The organism is Salininema proteolyticum (assembly GCF_042685645.1).
Lineage (GTDB): Bacteria > Actinomycetota > Actinomycetes > Mycobacteriales > Micromonosporaceae > Salininema > Salininema proteolyticum.
Genome location: NZ_JBHUNX010000001.1, coordinates 3,069,707 through 3,085,439, shown reverse-complemented (window position 1 = coordinate 3,085,439; position 15,733 = coordinate 3,069,707). Strand labels below are relative to the sequence as shown.

18 protein-coding genes are annotated in these 15,733 nt (G+C 68.1%); 15 read left to right on the top strand and 3 right to left on the bottom strand.

Going from position 1 to position 15,733, the window contains the following annotated elements:
* Positions 1–232 precede the first annotated feature (232 nt).
* The 12 genes from ACFTE1_RS14275 (at position 233) to ACFTE1_RS14220 (ending at position 10,583) form a co-directional block, all read left to right on the top strand.
* Positions 233–1,138 carry a cell division protein FtsQ/DivIB gene (locus ACFTE1_RS14275; protein ID WP_380620689.1) on the top strand — a complete coding sequence of 302 codons (906 nt, stop codon included), beginning with the start codon at positions 233–235 and terminating at the stop codon, positions 1,136–1,138.
* Positions 1,139–1,199: 61 nt separating this feature from the next.
* Positions 1,200–2,345, top strand: coding sequence for a cell division protein FtsZ (gene ftsZ, locus ACFTE1_RS14270; RefSeq protein ID WP_380620687.1), 1,146 nt, complete (start codon positions 1,200–1,202; stop codon positions 2,343–2,345).
* Entirely contained in the window at positions 2,305–3,018 is a 714-nt protein-coding gene (locus tag ACFTE1_RS14265) for a YggS family pyridoxal phosphate-dependent enzyme (RefSeq protein WP_380620685.1), read from the top strand. Before ftsZ ends, ACFTE1_RS14265 begins: the two co-directional genes overlap by 41 nt.
* 335 nt (positions 3,019–3,353) lie before the next feature.
* The gene (locus tag ACFTE1_RS14260) at positions 3,354–3,968 is read left to right on the top strand and encodes a cell division protein SepF (RefSeq protein ID WP_380620683.1); all 615 of its coding nucleotides are present in this window, start codon (positions 3,354–3,356) and stop codon (positions 3,966–3,968) included.
* Between the two features lie 16 nt (positions 3,969–3,984).
* On the top strand, positions 3,985–4,296 hold the full coding sequence (locus tag ACFTE1_RS14255; RefSeq protein WP_380621680.1) for a YggT family protein: 312 nt from the start codon (positions 3,985–3,987) through the stop codon (positions 4,294–4,296).
* A gap of 533 nt (positions 4,297–4,829) precedes the next feature.
* Positions 4,830–5,624, top strand: a complete 795-nt coding sequence (locus tag ACFTE1_RS14250; RefSeq protein ID WP_380620681.1) for a DivIVA domain-containing protein — start codon at positions 4,830–4,832, stop codon at positions 5,622–5,624.
* Between the two features lie 452 nt (positions 5,625–6,076).
* Positions 6,077–6,655, top strand: a complete 579-nt coding sequence (locus ACFTE1_RS14245) for a hypothetical protein (RefSeq protein WP_380620679.1) — start codon at positions 6,077–6,079, stop codon at positions 6,653–6,655.
* Between the two features lie 305 nt (positions 6,656–6,960).
* Positions 6,961–7,791, top strand: a complete 831-nt coding sequence (locus ACFTE1_RS14240; RefSeq protein WP_380620678.1) for a TraR/DksA family transcriptional regulator — start codon at positions 6,961–6,963, stop codon at positions 7,789–7,791.
* Positions 7,755–8,525, top strand: coding sequence for a signal peptidase II (gene lspA / locus ACFTE1_RS14235; RefSeq protein WP_380621678.1), 771 nt, complete (start codon positions 7,755–7,757; stop codon positions 8,523–8,525). Before ACFTE1_RS14240 ends, lspA begins: the two co-directional genes overlap by 37 nt.
* Before the next feature lie 58 nt (positions 8,526–8,583).
* Positions 8,584–9,522, top strand: a complete 939-nt coding sequence (locus ACFTE1_RS14230; RefSeq protein WP_380621676.1) for an RluA family pseudouridine synthase — start codon at positions 8,584–8,586, stop codon at positions 9,520–9,522.
* Positions 9,523–9,576: 54 nt separating this feature from the next.
* On the top strand, positions 9,577–10,152 hold the full coding sequence (locus tag ACFTE1_RS14225) for a TetR/AcrR family transcriptional regulator (RefSeq protein WP_380620677.1): 576 nt from the start codon (positions 9,577–9,579) through the stop codon (positions 10,150–10,152).
* Positions 10,149–10,583, top strand: coding sequence for a hypothetical protein (locus ACFTE1_RS14220; protein ID WP_380620676.1), 435 nt, complete (start codon positions 10,149–10,151; stop codon positions 10,581–10,583). The genes ACFTE1_RS14225 and ACFTE1_RS14220 overlap by 4 nt, the downstream gene beginning before the upstream one ends.
* A 195-nt stretch (positions 10,584–10,778) precedes the next feature.
* Here the strand turns inward: ACFTE1_RS14220 and ACFTE1_RS14215 are convergent, their stop codons facing one another.
* The 3 genes from ACFTE1_RS14215 to ACFTE1_RS14205 all read right to left on the bottom strand — a co-directional run bounded on the left by ACFTE1_RS14215 (position 10,779) and on the right by ACFTE1_RS14205 (position 13,259).
* Entirely contained in the window at positions 10,779–11,999 is a 1,221-nt protein-coding gene (locus ACFTE1_RS14215) for a glycerophosphodiester phosphodiesterase family protein (RefSeq protein ID WP_380620674.1), read from the bottom strand.
* Between the two features lie 206 nt (positions 12,000–12,205).
* Positions 12,206–12,757 carry a GNAT family N-acetyltransferase gene (locus ACFTE1_RS14210; protein WP_380620672.1) on the bottom strand — a complete coding sequence of 184 codons (552 nt, stop codon included), beginning with the start codon at positions 12,755–12,757 and terminating at the stop codon, positions 12,206–12,208.
* Positions 12,758–12,833: 76 nt separating this feature from the next.
* Complete coding sequence (locus tag ACFTE1_RS14205; RefSeq protein WP_380620670.1) at positions 12,834–13,259, bottom strand: GNAT family N-acetyltransferase; 426 nt, start codon at positions 13,257–13,259, stop codon at positions 12,834–12,836.
* Positions 13,260–13,502: 243 nt separating this feature from the next.
* Between ACFTE1_RS14205 and ACFTE1_RS14200 the strand changes: the two genes are divergently transcribed.
* From ACFTE1_RS14200 to ACFTE1_RS14190, 3 genes are all read left to right on the top strand, one after another.
* Positions 13,503–13,940: a hypothetical protein gene (locus tag ACFTE1_RS14200; RefSeq protein ID WP_380620668.1), complete on the top strand. Its 438-nt coding sequence runs from the start codon at positions 13,503–13,505 to the stop codon at positions 13,938–13,940.
* A 155-nt stretch (positions 13,941–14,095) separates the two neighbouring features.
* Positions 14,096–14,815, top strand: a complete 720-nt coding sequence (locus ACFTE1_RS14195; RefSeq protein WP_380620666.1) for a hypothetical protein — start codon at positions 14,096–14,098, stop codon at positions 14,813–14,815.
* 347 nt (positions 14,816–15,162) lie between these two features.
* The gene (locus ACFTE1_RS14190; RefSeq protein ID WP_380620664.1) at positions 15,163–15,732 is read left to right on the top strand and encodes a TetR/AcrR family transcriptional regulator; all 570 of its coding nucleotides are present in this window, start codon (positions 15,163–15,165) and stop codon (positions 15,730–15,732) included.
* Position 15,733 lies beyond the last annotated feature (1 nt).

Genomic DNA, 15,733 nt, shown 5'->3' with positions numbered 1-15,733 from the left:
ACGCCCCCGCAGGGCCCGGGTTCTCGGGAGAGCCGCGCCCGTGCGGCGGGACTGGGGTCGGAAGGCCCCGCGGGCCCGAGTTCTCGGGAAAGCCGCGCCCGTCCGGCAGGCCAGGAGTCCGAACGCCCCCGCGTATCCCGATTTCTCGCCCCGCGTCACCTAGCGGCGTTGCGGCGGGCCGCAATTCCCCGCTTCGGGCCCCCGGGACGGGTCCGTGTGCCACCATGAGCGCATGTCGCGACGAGAGAGCCTCCTGCGGCGGGCCGCTGCGGCGCCCGCGCAACTGCTGAGGTTCCGCCCCTCCCAACGATCCGAGATTAATTCATCTTCAGGGGACTCCGAGCCTGCGGAGTCGGAGCGCCCCGAGATTCCCTCCGAAGTGGACTCTGCCGAGCCGCCGGCCGTCGACGCGCCCGCCGCGGCAAGGCCGACCGCTGCCTTCTCCGCCGCGCTGCGGAGGACCCGTGCGGCCCTTCCCTCCCGCCGCACCATGGGCTGGAGCGCGGCCGGGGCGGCCGCCCTGGCGGGAGGCACCGCGGCGGCACTGCTCTTCCTGCCCGCCTTCACCGTCGACGAGATCGAGGTCCGCGGAGGCGAAGGGGAGGACGTCGAGCGGATCGTCTCCCGGTACGAGGGCCGGAACCTCTTCCGCCTCAACGCGGGCGAACTGGCCGCAGAACTGGCCGCTCTGCCCCGCGTCGAGTCGGCGCGAGTGACCCGCGCGTTCCCCGACTCGGTAGCGATAAAAGTCGCAGAACGCGAACCCTTCCTCGCGGTGCGGGGCGAAGACGGTTTTATCATGGTGGATGACCATGGAGTCGCCTTCGCCTCTGACACCGCGGACTCCGCGGCGCCCTGGTCCGTCGCCATCGAATCGGTGGCCGACGCGGAAGCGGCGGCCGGCCCCCTGCTGGGAATTTTGCGAGAACTCCCACCGGGTATAGCCGACGAGGTAGAGACTGTTCAGGTGACGGCCTACGGGGCCGCCACTTTCACGTTGACGGGCGAGCGCACTATACGCTGGGGGGATGACAGCGAGAATGAGATCAAGTCTCGTGTCTCTCTGGCGTTGTTGGAAGAAGGGCATCGGAAGGTCGATGTCAGCGCTCCGCGGGCGCCGACGGTGAGTCGGCGCTGAAGAGCGTAACCTATGAGATTCTAGAACTGTTTCGTCCAGCGAGAGGGAAGGGCACAACGCGATGACACCACCGCACAACTACCTCGCAGTCATCAAAGTCGTCGGCATTGGAGGTGGCGGCGTCAACGCGGTCAACCGCATGATCGAAGCTGGGCTCAAAGGCGTCGAGTTCATCGCCATCAACACCGATGCGCAAGCACTGCTGATGAGCGACGCCGACGTCAAGCTCGACGTGGGCCGTGAACTGACGCGCGGCCTGGGGGCCGGAGCCAACCCCGACGTGGGGGCCAAGGCCTGCGAGGACCACCGCGACGAGATCGAGGAGGTCCTCAAGGGAGCCGACATGGTGTTCGTCACCTGCGGCGAGGGAGGCGGGACCGGGACCGGCGGAGCGCCGGTCATCGCGAACATCTCCAAGAAGCTGGGTGCCCTGACCATCGGCGTCGTCACGCGGCCGTTCGCCTTCGAGGGCAAGCGGCGCCAGACCCAGGCGGTCGACGGAATAGAGGATCTGCGCTCCGAGTGCGACACCCTCATCGTGATCCCCAACGACCGCCTGCTCCACCTGGGAGACCGCGGTCTGTCCATGATGGATGCGTTCCGTCTGGCCGACCAGGTTCTCCTGTCCGGTGTTCAGGGAATCACCGATCTGATCACCACACCGGGGCTGATCAACCTCGACTTCGCCGACGTCAAGAGCGTCATGAGCGGGGCGGGATCCGCCTTGATGGGCATAGGATCGGCGAGAGGGGAGAACCGCGCCGTCGAAGCGGCGAGGGCGGCCATAGAGTCGCCCCTGCTGGAGCAGAGCATGGAGGGCGCGCGCGGAGTGCTGCTGTCCATCGCGGGCGGTTCGGACCTCGGCCTGTTCGAGATCAACGACGCCGCCGAGCTCGTCTCCGACTGCGCGCACACCGACGCGAACATCATCTTCGGGGCGACGATCGACGACGCCTTGGGCGAGGAGACCCGCGTGACGGTCATAGCCGCCGGCTTCGACCGCAACGACGACGAGTTCGACCTCTCCAAGGAGGCCCTGCGGATAGAGAGGCCCGAGCCGAAGGTGGTCGAGGGGACCAAGGTCCCCGAGCCGCAGGGTGGCGAAGCCGACGAGCGCCAGGAACCGATCCCCGCTCCCTCTTCGGACACCCGTAAGGTTCTCTTCGATGACATCGACGTACCGGGCTTCCTCAAGGACGGATCCTGACCGCGAGCGCGAACTGGCCGCAGGGCTGGAACGCGCCCGCGGGCAGATAGCGGAGGCATGCGCGGCCGCCGGGCGCAGTCCTGCCGATGTGCGGCTCATCGCCGTGGGCAAGACCTTTCCGGCCGCCGACGCCGCCTCCGTGGTGCGGGCGGGCCAGACCGACCTGGGCGAGAACAAGGCCCAGGAATTGGCCCCCAAGGCCGAGGCGCTGCGCGAGCAGGGTCTCGAGCCGACGTGGCACTTCATAGGCCAGCTGCAGCGCAACAAGGTCCGCCAGGTGCTCGCGAGCGCCTCGTGGATCCACTCGGTGGACCGGACCTCGCTCGTGGACGCGATCGCGAGGGCCGCCGAGAGGCCGGTGAACGTCTGCCTCCAAGTGGACCTCGGCGCCGATCCGGGGCGGGGAGGCGTCTCCCCCGACGACCTCCTTCCCTTGGCCGAGCACGCCGCCGCTCAGGAGAACCTGCGCGTGCGGGGAGTGATGACGGTGGCGCCCCTGGACTGGGATGCCGACCGGGCATTCACCCTCCTGGCGGAACTGTCCGGGAAACTGCGGTCCGTCGTTCCCGGGGCGACCGAGATCTCGGCGGGAATGAGCCAGGACCTCTCCAGCGCCGTAGCCCACGGGGCGACGATGGTCCGCCTGGGCCGCACGGTTTTCGGAGCGCGCTGAAGAGCGCGTTCCCGGCTCGCGCGCCCGCGCGGTGGCGGCGGGTCGAACGCGAGGGTCGCCTCCGTCCGGGCCGGTTCGGACGACCCGCGCTGGGCGGCAAGGCCTTTGCCGGGGCAAATGAGAGTAAGTATCGTCTAATCGTGTACGGCGACCGTGGATTCGGCACTGGCCGCCGTGTTGAATAATCAACACAAAAGCGTCTTTTCTGAGCGTGCTCGCGTTAGGATAGGGGCGCGCACCGAACTTCGGGCCACCTCGCAGCACACCCCGGGGCCAACGGGGAGCGACGGTCGTCCGCGCCAGGCTAGGGTGGATCAAGCGGGAGGAGCTGAGCTATGGGCGCAATGCGGAAGGCCGGCGTTTGGCTGGGACTCATAGAGGAAGAGCAACAGCAGCAGGCGCGCCACCGCGACGTCCGCGCGACGGCCGAGGACGACGAGTTCGGCGCGGAGGAGACCCCCCTCGCCCGCCGCGCTCGCCGTATCGAGCGCACCGAGAGGGCCGAGCGGCTCGAGCGCGCCGCCGAGCGTGCCGAGGCCCGGCCCGCCGTGCGGCAGTTCAACCGGACGGCCGGCGTAACGCCGCTGCGCGAAGAGCCCGAACCGCGCCCGGTCCCGCGCGCCGAGAGCTTCGAGTCCGAGCCGGCCCCCGCCCCGGCGGAGAAGAAGCAGAGCTACCGGATCACCACCCTCCATCCGGCCACCTACAACGAAGCTCGCACCATCGGCGAGCGCTACCGCGACGGCAGCCCCGTCATCATGAACCTGTCCGAGCTCGACGAGGCCGACGCGAAGCGCTTGGTCGACTTCGCGGCCGGTCTGGTCTTCGGCACCCGCGGCTCGTTCGAAAGGGTGACGAACCGCGTTTTCCTGCTCTCACCTCCGCATGTCCAGGTGACCGCGGAGGACAAGGCGAAGATAGCCGAGGGCGGCTTCCACACCCAGTCTTGAGGGACGGATAATAGGCATCGTGAATCTCGTCTGGCAGCTGATCTACCTGGCCCTGTTCCTCTTCTTCCTGTCGCTCATGACCCGGATCGTCGCCTCGGTCGTCGTGCAGTTCTCGCGGCGCTGGGCCCCCGGGCCCAGGACGGCGACGCTCTTCGAGGTCGTCTACACGGTGACCGATCCGCCGCTGAAGGGGTTGAGAAAAGTGATCCCGCCCCTCAGAATAGGCAACGTGTCACTCGATCTGGCGTTCCTGATCGTCCTGTTCGTGACCATCATCCTCATGAACTGGATCGTGGGGCCGCTGGTCGCCCGCACCTACGTCGGCTGACGGGCGCGTGCCGAAGGGCGGATCGGGCCGTGCCGGCCCGGGCTCCGCGCGGTACGTTCGGTGTGTCCGCGGCCGCGCCCTTCCGGAGGACCGGACGGTCCGAGGAGGGGGACGGGCCGTGGGGGTCGGCCGGTTCCGGAGCGACGCCCCGACGGGTGTTCTCCGGTGCGCCACAGATCAATTGACACTTTTGAACCGACTGGCACGGCATCGCTATGGTATCGAATGAGCGTACTTGACGCAGCGTCGAGTACGGTGACAAGAGGTGACCGGTCACCGACCGACCACCATACCCGGAAAGTGCGAGCCTCCTCGATCGGGCGATTCAGCGACCCGGTGTGATGACACTGGCACTCACGGGAATCGATGGGGGGCGGCGGAGTTACTATATGCGAAGCTTTGACGGGTTCGTTTCACGGACAGTGTGGTGCACGCGAAGTTCGCTTTACCACACCGAGTTTACGAAGTAAACTCCAATTGCCGTCCGGTTTCGCGACCGGACGGAGACCGGAAACCGCTGAGAAGGAGTTTCGATGCCGCTGACCCCAGCCGACGTTCACAACGTCGCGTTTAAGAAACCCATGCTCGGAAAACGAGGCTACGACGAGGACGAGGTCGATGGGTTCCTCGACGAGGTCGAGCGCGAATTGGTTCGGCTGAACGAGGAGAACGCCGATCTCCGCGCCCAGACCGAGAGCCTCCGCGCCGGCGCTCCTCCCGGAGCAGCCGACAACGCCGAGCTCGCCGCCGCGCTGGAGCGCGTGCAGCGCGAGAAGAGCCTCCTGGAGAACGACGTAGCCGAGCTCGAGGGGCAGATCACCGACCTGCACCAGCAGATGCAGGCCATGCACCAGCAACAGCAGCAGGCGCCCGCGCAGGGCGCGCCGGCCCAGAACGCCCCCCAGAACCAGGGCGGCGAGCAGGAGGCCCTGCACCTGCTGATGATGGCGCAGCGTACCGCCGACGAGCACGTGGAGGAGGCCGAGCGCAAGGTCGAGAGCCTGCTCGGCGACGCGCGCTCGGAGGCCGAGGAGATGGTGGCCCAGGCCAAGGACAAGGCCGCCCGCCTCGAGGCCGAGGCCCAGGAGCGCCACGAGGAGGTCATGTCGACCCTCGAGACCAAGCGCGCCAGCCTGATGAAGCACCTCGAAGAGCTCAAGACCTTCGAGCGCGACTACCGCACCCGGCTCAAGATGTACCTCGAGAGCCAGCTGCGCGACCTCAACGGCCAGGGCGAGACGGAGAAGGACGCCATCGAGGCGCCCGCCGAGAAGAAGGAGACCACTCGCAGCCGCAAGGCCAACTACTCCTCGTCCCTCCCTCTGTAACCGGACCCCGTCCGGGATCGGGCCCGCCTCCTCCCGGACGGGAGCGAGCGGGCCGAAGGACCCTGTCCCCGCGAAGGGGACCGAAAGAGGCCGCCCCGGCGGGCGGGCCTCGGCCGGCGGCGCACCGCGCCCCGGCAGCACATGAATCGATACCAGTGGTTTCCGGTGGAACGGCGCGGAGTCCTCGCGGGCTCCGCGCCGTTCCCATGCCCGCGACCACGCAGAGTGACCGCCACCCCGCGCTATTGTGTGCCCCTGGCGCCCAGCGGCACTCGCCCCGCCCGGCTTTCCACGAAATTTCCCTTTTCCGCCTCCCAGGCCATAACCCGAACCGGGATCGCCTCGTTAACCGATACAAGGCATTACTTTTCACCCCTCCTCGGAGGAATGCCCCACTCGGCCGCGCCACCCCGCGGACCGACCCGGAATCCATTGCTTGGGAAGGCATAACGATGATCATTGGCAGTCTGAGTGTTCTGGTCTCCTCCGCGATCCTCCTGGTGACCGGCGTCGTAGTGGGCAATGACCACCTCCTCACCGCCTCCATCGCCGCCTCCGTCGTCTCGGCCCTCTTCCTCTACGTCGGCGCCGCCTCGGTCAACCGCGAGGAGACCTACCGCCGCCGCACCTTCTCCTCCGACATGGACTCGACCGCCGAGCTGGCCCGGATCATCCCCGAGACGCCCACCAAGGAGGTCCCCGTCGTCCGGGGCGAGAAGTTCGCCTCCACCGACTACGTCATCGACCGCGGCGAGGAACTGCCCCCGCGCGACCCGAAGGCCGACCCCCTCGAGGGCGAACCGGGCGAGCAGAAGCTCAGCTCCGTCGAGCGGGCCCAGATCATGCGCCTCAACGCCGAGGTCATGGTGATCGACGGACGGCCCCGCTTCCACCACTCCGGCTGCGTGCACCTCGTGGGCCGCGAGTCCGAGCCGCTGGCGGTCGCCGAGGCGGTCACCCTCGGTTTCGGCCCCTGCGTGCTGTGCGAGCCGGCGACGCGGCTCCTCGGCGGGGTCCTCACCGCCCGTTGACGTCGGTCGGCCGCTGCCCGGAGGCGCGCGTTCCCCGGCACAGTAGGCGTTTTCCGGCCTTGACGTCCTGTTCGGGTGCTATAGTGCTGCTCGACGCGTTATTGTCCGGTACCCGGCAGTTCTCCGATTATATTGACCGCCTGGCACGCATTGCGTATCCTGTTTGCTTAATCGTATTTATGCGTGTCACCGCGCCCACCCGCGGTGCGAAGGAGGCTGGGTGAGCATTCGACACTGCCGTGACGGCACGGCGGAACGCGTCTCTGTGCATAATGTAGTCACGCACGCCGACGCGAGGTCAGAGGATGACGGACGGTAAAAAGCCGGCTGGGAAGGCCGGCGAGCGGGCCGCGAAGGAGCGCCCCTCGGAGAAGGCGGCCGACGACGAGGTCGCGGCCGAGCCGCCCGCTGCCGTGAAGAAGTCCCCGGCGAAGAAGACCGTCAAGAAGGCCGCCGCCAAGAAGACCGCCGCGAAGAAGGCGGCGAAGAGCACGGCGTCCAAGAAGACCGCCGCCAAGAAGGCGGCGAAGAAGGCCGCGTCCGAGAAACCGGCCGCGAAGAAGACGGCCGAGAAGGCCGCGAAGTCCCCCGCGAAGAAGGCCGCCAAGAAGGCGGCCGCCCCCGCGAAGAAAGCCGCCGAGGCGGCGAAGAAGAGCACCTCGGCCTCCGCGGCCGAGAAAGGGGCGGCCCCCGCCGCCCCGGCGAAGAAGGAACCCTCCCCGACACCCACCCCGGAGAAGAAGACAGTGGCGACCACTGACCATGAGAACACCAGAACCGAGGCCGAGACCAACGAGCTCCGCGAGGCCCTATTGGACCGGCTCACCGAGCTGGAGGACGAGCGCAACAGCCACCTGGAGAGCATGACGGCCGCCCAGCGCGAGCGCCTGTCCGACTCGGCCGGCGACGACCAGGCCGACACCGGCTCCAAGACCGTCGAGCACGAGCAGGAGCTGGGCGTCGTCCGCTCCATCACCGAACGCGTCCAACAGGTCGAGCGCGCCCTCGACCGCCTCGAAGAAGGCGACTACGGCATCTGTGAGAGATGCGGCAAAGCCATTCCGGCGGCTAGACTGGCGGTGTTTCCGTCCGCTACGCTCTGCGTCAGCTGCAAATCGCTGCTGGAGCGACGCTAGTACCGCCGAGAGGACCGACGCTGAACACCGCATCCGAGCCGGACCGCCGCCCGCAGTCCGGTGACTCAGAACCCGTCCCGGCCGAGAACGCCGACGCGAAGCCGGAGGGCGATCCGACCGGCGCGGCGGAGCCCTCCCACAAGGGCCCGTCCGACACCGAGCGGACGGGGGAGAAGACCCCCGCCGACGACCCCGCCCTGGCACGGCCCCGCCGCGGAGGCCGCCTGTACTGGCTCTTCCTGGCCATCGGCGTCCTCGCCATCGTGGCGGACATGATCACAAAGTGGCTGGCCACCGAGTTCCTGCAGGGGAACCAGCCGGTCGAGCTGCTCGGCGGCGCCGTCTACCTCACCTACACGACCAACCCGGGCGCGGCCTTCAACCTCGGCAGCGACTACACGTGGATCCTGGCCCTGTTCGCCCTGTGCGTGGTGGTGTTCCTCACCGCCCTGGGCCGCAAGATCCGGTCCGTTCCGTGGGCCGTGGCCATGGGCCTGCTCCTGGGCGGCGCGGCCGGCAACTTCTTCGACCGCGTCTTCCGCGAACCGGCCTTCCTGCACGGGGAAGTGGTCGATTTCATCAGCCTCTTCGACCCCTATGGCCGGGTGTGGCCGATATTCAACCTGGCAGACAGCGCGCTCGTGGTGGGCGTTACGTTGATAGTGCTACTAGAATTCACTGGTAGGCCGTTTTCACCGGAGCACGAGAAGAAGGAGCCCTCGGACGACGAGTAGGCTGTCCTCCGCCGGTGGTGCGGACCGTCCGATCGCCGAGTACCGCCTAGGAGGCCCGATAGTGTCACGCCAGTCGCGTTCGCTGCCCGTACCAGAGGGATTCGAAGGTCAGCGGATCGACCAGGTCGTGAGTCGTATGCTCGGGCTGTCGCGCACGGCGGTGGCGGACCTGATCGCCGACGGGGACGTGAGCCTCGACGGCAGCGCCGTCTCCACCAAGTCCGCCCGCGTCATGTCGGGCGCCTGGCTCGACGTGCTCCTTCCGCCCCCGCCCGAAGACCTGACCCGCGCCAAGCCCGAGCCCGTCGAGGGGCTCGACGTGATCCACTCCGACGACGACATCGTCGTGGTGGACAAGCCGGTCGGCGTCGCGGCGCACCCGTCCGTCGGATGGGAGGGCCCGACCGTCACCGGCGGTCTCAAGGCCGCAGGCCACCGGCTCAGCGTCTACGGGCCCGACGAGCGCGAAGGCATCGTCCACCGCCTCGACGTGGGCACCTCGGGCGTCATGGTCGTGGCCAAGAGCGAGCGCGCCTACTCGGCGCTGAAGAGGGCCTTCAAGTACCGCGAGGTCTCCAAACGCTACCGGGCCGTCGCGCAGGGGCACCTGGACCCGCTGTCGGGGACGGTCGACGCCCCGATCGGACGCCACCCCCGCCACGACTGGCGTTTCGCCGTCATGCAGGACGGGAAGCGCTCCGTCACCCACTACGACACCGTGGAGGTCTTCCCGGGGGCCACGCTGCTGGACGTGGGCCTGGAGACGGGCCGCACCCACCAGATCCGAGTCCACTTCTCCGGGCTGGGGCACCCGCTGCTGGGCGACCCGCTCTACGGCTCGGACCCGGTCATGGCCGAGAAGTACGGGCTGATCCGCCAGTGGCTGCACGCCTACCAGCTGAGCTTCCTCCACCCGGGGAGGAACAAGGAAGTCACGTTCACCAGCGAGTACCCCGACGATCTGGGGCGCGCGTTGAAGATGCTGCGCGGGGACTGACTCCCGCCGAAGTCGAGACAGAACGTCTCGTCTCGTTGAGGGTACGATGTGGCCATGGGACAAGACAAGCGTTCAGGCGCAGGGCCGCGGTCGCGTGACCGTATTCTCGACGCGGCCTATCGGCAGACGCTCGAGAAGGGCCTCGACAAGCTGACCATGGAGGGCATCGCCGCCGAAGTAGGGGTGGGGAAGCAGACGCTCTACCGGTGGTGGCCGTCGAAGGGCATGATCGCGCTGGACGCGTTGGTGGAGAGGCTCTCCTCTTCGCAGACCTTCCCCTACTCCGGGGACGTGGCCGCGGACGTCACGCGTCAGATGTCGGCCGTGGTCTCCCAGCTGGACTCGCCGGTGGGGACCGCGCTGCGCCGCATCCTCGCCGCCGCCCAGGAGGATCCCGCGCTGGCCGACCGGTTCCGCAGGGAGCTCATCGGGCCCCGCGTCGATTCGCTGCGCGGCCGCATCGTCCGCGCCGTCGACGAGGGGCAGATCGACGCCGCCTACTCGCCGGACTTCGTCATCCGCCAACTTTACGGACCGCTGTACTATCAGCTGCTGGTCCGCCAGGAGCCCTTCGCCCCCGACGACGCGGAGCGGATCGTCTCCAGCGTGCTCCGCTCCTTCCGCCCGTGAACGTCATCGCCTTCGCCGTGCAGGAGTTCCGGTCCGGAGGGGTGTCCGAGGTCGTCCCGCTGATCGACGGGACCCCACTGACCGAGCTGGTCGACGCCTACGAAATGTCCCGATCGATGAGGTCGGCCGGAAACGTCTACGGCGGTCTGATCCCCGCCTATTTCCGTTACGGCCCCATGGACGAGCACTTCCTCGGAGAAGGTTTCCGCTCCTCGGCGGGGACCTATCTGCTCGGGTGCGAATGCGGGGAGGTCGGCTGCCGGCCCCTGCTCGGCCGGATCTCGCTGAAGTCTGCGGAAGTCTTCTGGACTGACTTCGTGCAGCCGCACCGGCCTGAGAGGGATTACAGCGGATTCGGGCCCTTCGCCTTCAGCAGGCGCCAGTACCGTTCCGCGCTGGACTCACTGGTCAACGACCTGATTTCAGAGTGATAGCCCGTCCGTCGATTTCCAGGAGCCCGGATCCGACTCGGCGGGAGAATTCGTCATGGGACTCGTCGCCGAGCTTGGAGACCGAGAACCGGACCGTCGCGGTAAACCTTGACGTGTACCAGGGGGCGACGAAGGCCCTCGGGCCGCGGCAGGGGAGGAGCGGCCCGAGGTGCATCCGGTGAAGGGTCCTTCTCGTCAGTCCGACGCGATGTCGATCAGCACGCCGGTCGAGGTCCACAGCGCCATGCTGTTGCCCGAGTTGTTGATCATGGCCGTGTCGCGCCCGTTGTAGTAGGCCTGGCGGGTGTTCTTGCCCTCGCCCGAGTAGACCTTCAGCTCTTGTCCCGGTCGCAGTACGTATCCCTTGCCGACGTTCAGCACGTGGTGCGGGGAGCTGCGGACGAGGTAGCCGCTGACGTTCACCGGTCGGTCGCCGGTGTTGGTCAGCACCACGTGCTCGCCGTCGGCGGCCAGGTCGCCCTCGCCCTCGATGGCGGTGACCTCCACGCCCGGGTTGGCGGGGAAGGGGTCCCGTCCGTCGATCGCGTCTTGGGCGACGTCGACGAAGTCGGTGGTGATGTACTCGATGCCGCGGTCGGCGATCTCCGCGACGGCCTCGGGGTCGTTGGCGGTCCAGACGTTGACCTCGAAGTCCAGCGCGCGCAGGCGGTCCAGGGTGGCGTCGTCGAGGTACCGGTAGTTGGTGCCGAAGGCGTCGGTCCACTCGCGGACCTCGGCCAGCTCCTCGTCGGAGGGGACCCGGGTCTTGAGCCACATGGCCGGCACGTCCGGCTGCAGGTCGACCTGGCGGCGCAGGGACTCCTTGTCGAAGGAGATGAAGGTCAGCAGCTCGTCCTCGCGCAGCTGCTTCCACCGCGCGTCGGCCTCGATGGCGTCGCTGACGGCCCGCTCGAGCCCGGGGCTGTAGGCCGGGGACTTGAGCTCGATGACGACGGTGACGTCCTGGCCGGACACGTAGTCGGGGATGTCCTCGAAGGCCATGATCCTCTGTCCGGCGTACCGGTCCGAGAAGTAGGCTCCGGCGTCGAGCTTCTGGAGCTCGTCCCACGTGAAGCTCGTGGCGAGGTCGTCGGCGCGGTCGGGGAAGACCTCCTCGACGTCGGTGGTGCGCTTGAGGGTGGTGTCGTGCATGAGGAACGGCACGCCGTCGGCGGACAGCTGGACGTCGACCTCGAGCGAGTCGGGGTCGTGCGGGAGCAGGTTGAGGAACGCGGCCTCGGTCATCTCCGGGGCGTGGCCGCTGCCGACGCGGTGGCCGATGAGAGTGGGGTCCCCGTCGTCTTCTGCGGGTGCGGCCGCGGCGGGGGCGGCGGTCGTGAGAGCGGTCGTGATGGCCGCAGTGAGCGCCGCGGCGCCCAGGGCGAGCTTCCGGGCCTTGGCGAATGGGTTCAGCAAGGGAGGACTCCTCGTCTCTTGGTGACTGTCAGTTGCGATCGTGTGCTCGGAGGGAGACGATCCGGTAAAGATACTGGGGCCGTGAGGGAAAAGGAAGACTAATTCCCCCGTCCGGGCGTTTTCCGGTCTCGGACGGGCGCCGATCGTCCAGGGGGCAGCGAAAAGGGCCCGCCTCGGAAGGCGGGCCCGGTGAAGAGTCGCGACGGTCAGTCGTCTTCGGACGGTCGCAGGAGCGGGGGCGGGACGCTCCGTTCGGCGAGGTCCTTCTGCCACACGCCGACGTCGTGCCACTGCCCGTTCTTGAAGCCGATCTTCTCCAGCACGCCGGTCAACGCGAAGCCCAGGGACCGGTGGAGCCCCTCGCTGGCGTCGTTGGGGCGGGTGATCTTGGCGATCACGGTGACGAAGCCCTGCGCGGCCAGCCGGTCGAACAGCTCGGAGTAGAGGGCCCGTCCGATGCCCGCGCCCCGTGCCGCCTCGTCGAGGTAGACGGTCGACTCGACCGACCAGGCGTAGGCCTCCCGCTCGTTCCAGAGGGCCGCGTAGGCGAAGCCCAGCACCCGGCCGTCCCGCTCGGCGACGAGCCACGGGAAGTCCTCGCCCTGCTTCTCCAGGTTCGCGCGCCACTCTTCCGGCTCGAACAACCTCAGCCGCAGGTTGGCAGCGGTGTTGAGCACGTAGTGGTTGCTGATGCGGGTGATGGCGTCGATGTCGGCCTCGACGGCGGTGCGGAGGCGGACGTCCTCGGGCAGGCTCATGCGCGAATCCTAACGGAGGAGTGTTTCGGTCTTGTTACGGTCCGCAAACCGTCTGTTTTCCGTGGTGAGTTCCGTGTTATCCCCGGTCGGGCCGGTACTGCATCCAGGTGCTCGGGTCGTCGGCGGCGTCGGTGAACCCGAACTTCCCGTACAGCTTCTGGGCGTCCTGCGTGGCCAGGAGGACCCGCTTGAGCCCCCACGGCTCGACGTCGGCGACGATGCGCCCCACCAGTTTCTTGCCGAGGCCGCGTCCGCGGTACTCGCGGTCGACGTACACGTCGGCCAGCCAGGCGAAGGCGACCTTGTCGGTGACGAGGCGGCCGAAGGCGACTTGGCGCCCTTTCGGGGTGTAGACGCCGTAGCATTCCGAGTTCGCGAGGGACTCGGCGACTCTTTCGCGCGAGCGCCCGGTCGCCCAGTAGGTGTCGGTGGACAGCGCGTGGTGCACCCAGTCGAGGTCGATGAGGGTCCGATCGGAGGAGGCGGTGAATTCAGAGGTCATGGCGACCGATTCTAAGGCCCGCCCGCACGGCGCCGGCCTGCCCTGCCGCTGGGATGCGAATATCTCACGCATTGACTCCGGGCTGAGCTACCGGTAGGTCTTATTCGCTGTGGGACAAGCAAATTCAGTGAACTTTTATTTTTAAAGGTATTGAACTATTAAGTTACTGAACTATATGATGAGGACAGTGCGGCCAACGGCCGCACCGGCTTACGCCTCAACACTCACAGAAAGCAGGACCCCATGAAACTGCGTTCTTTCGCGGCCACCGCCGCCGCTGTCGCCGCCGTCGGAGCCTTCTCCGCCGCGGCCCCCGCCTCCGCCGCCACTGCCTCCGGACCCTACTGTTCGGCCGGCGAAGGCCTGTCCTACGACTACTCCGCCGCCGGGGCCACTCTCTCGTTCGACGTCACCTGCGACGGCGCCCCGCTGGGCAGCAGGGGAGTCAGCGGTTACATCGACCTGGCGGTCGTGGACAACCAGACCGGTGAGCTCCACACCTTCGAAGCGTCCGACAACGCCACCGTCGACAACGGCACGACCTGGAGCGCCTCTCTGGAGGTCGTCACCGGGCTGCAGGACGCGACCCTCTGCAGCGCCCACTACCGCGTGGCCGAGTCCAACGGCAACAACGCCCCCTACGTCCTCGCCAGGGACGTCATCGTAACGGGCGACTGCTGACCGCACTCCCATACCGAGGGGCCGGCGGAGCCGGCCCCTCGGCGCGCGCCGGTCCCCGAGGCCAGGGACGCACGGTGGCATGAATTCGGGAAGTGGGGCTCACCCCCAGGCCAATAAGGTTGTGTCCGAACACCGAAGAGAACGAAGGACACAGCATGAGCGACTATGGACAGTTCGACGACGAGGTCGACCTGAGCGAGAACATCGAGGACGCCGACCAGGTGGTCGAGGCCGACTCCGCCGTCTACGCCGACACCAACGGCGACGGCGACTTCGACACGGCCGGCTACGACACCGACGGCGACGGCGTCCTGGACCACTTCGAGGCGGACACCAACGGCGACGGTCAGTTCGACCGCATGCAGGCCGACACCACCGGCGACGGCGTCCTGGACGTGTCTGCCCGCGACACCTCCGGCGACGGGAAGATCGACTACGTCCGCGTCGACAACGACGGCGACGGCTACATGGAGACCCTCCTGGCCGACACCACGGGAGACGGCGACTTCGACACCGAGCTGGTCAACTCCGACTCTAAGGACGGCTTCGACCAGGTCACCATCGACGGCGAGACCATCGACGTCGAGGAAGAGGAGTTCGTCGTCGAGAAGGACACCACCGGCGACGGTCGGAACGACACCTTCGGCTACGACACCGACGGAGACGGACAGGCCGAGTACTTCCGCGTCGACACCGACGGGGACGGCGATGTGGACGACATCGTGGTCGACCGCGATGGCGACGCGAAGGACCCCGAGGCGACCATCAAACACGACACCGACTCCCGCTACATGGACGAGGTCGACCTCGACCACGGCGACGACGCCCCCGAGGGCCTGGTCAACCCGCTGCAGGGTCCGCAGGCGCGACTCTGATCGCGGGCGATGCTCCGTGCGGGCGCCCCATCCCCACGCAGGGCCCGAAGGCGCACCGCCGACCTCCCGGCGGACAGGCGCCTCGCCCTTCTCCAATTTTCTACGGCCGGCCTTCCCGGCGGGAACGGCCACGGCCATTCCGCCGCCGTCCGGCGCCGCCTCCGCACCGGTGGAGACCGCTCCGGGCGGCGGCCGTGTCGGGGCCGCCGTTCGAGGGACTCCTCCACCAGGCATGCCCCGCTGCTCTCAATCGCGGTGACCTCACGCACTCATCGGCGTTATCGCTGGACGATACCCTACCTATAAGGTGTAGGTTAAAACCTATGGCATTTAGGTAAGGAGTCGACATGGCCAGAGCAGGGCTCACCCCCGACCGCGTCACCGCGGCGGGCCTCGAACTCGCCGACGACCTCGGCTTCGACAACGTGACGCTGTCCGTCCTGGCCCGGCACTTCGGAGTCAAGACCGCGAGCCTCTACTCCCACATAAGCGACGCCGAGGACCTGAAGACCCGGATCGTCCTCCGCGCTCTCGACGAGCTCGCCGACCTGGCCTCCCAGGCGATCGCCGGGCGGTCGGGCAAAGAGGCGCTCGCCGCCCTCGGCGGCGTCTACCGCGACTACGCGCGCGACCACCCGGGCCGTTATGCCGCCACCCACCACCGGCTCGACTCCGAGGCCGCGTTCGCCAGTGCGGGGCCGAGGCACACCCGCATGGTCCGCGCGATCCTGCGCGGCTACGACATCGAGGGGACCGAAGCGACCCACGCGGTGCGGCTCCTGGGGAGCGTCTTCGACGGCTACGCCTCCCTGGAACTCGGCGGCGCCTTCGACCACAGCGAACCCGGCAGCGAAGAGAGCTGGGAGAGGGCCATGGACGCGCTCGACTCCCTGCTCCGCAACTGGCCGGCGCCCTGAC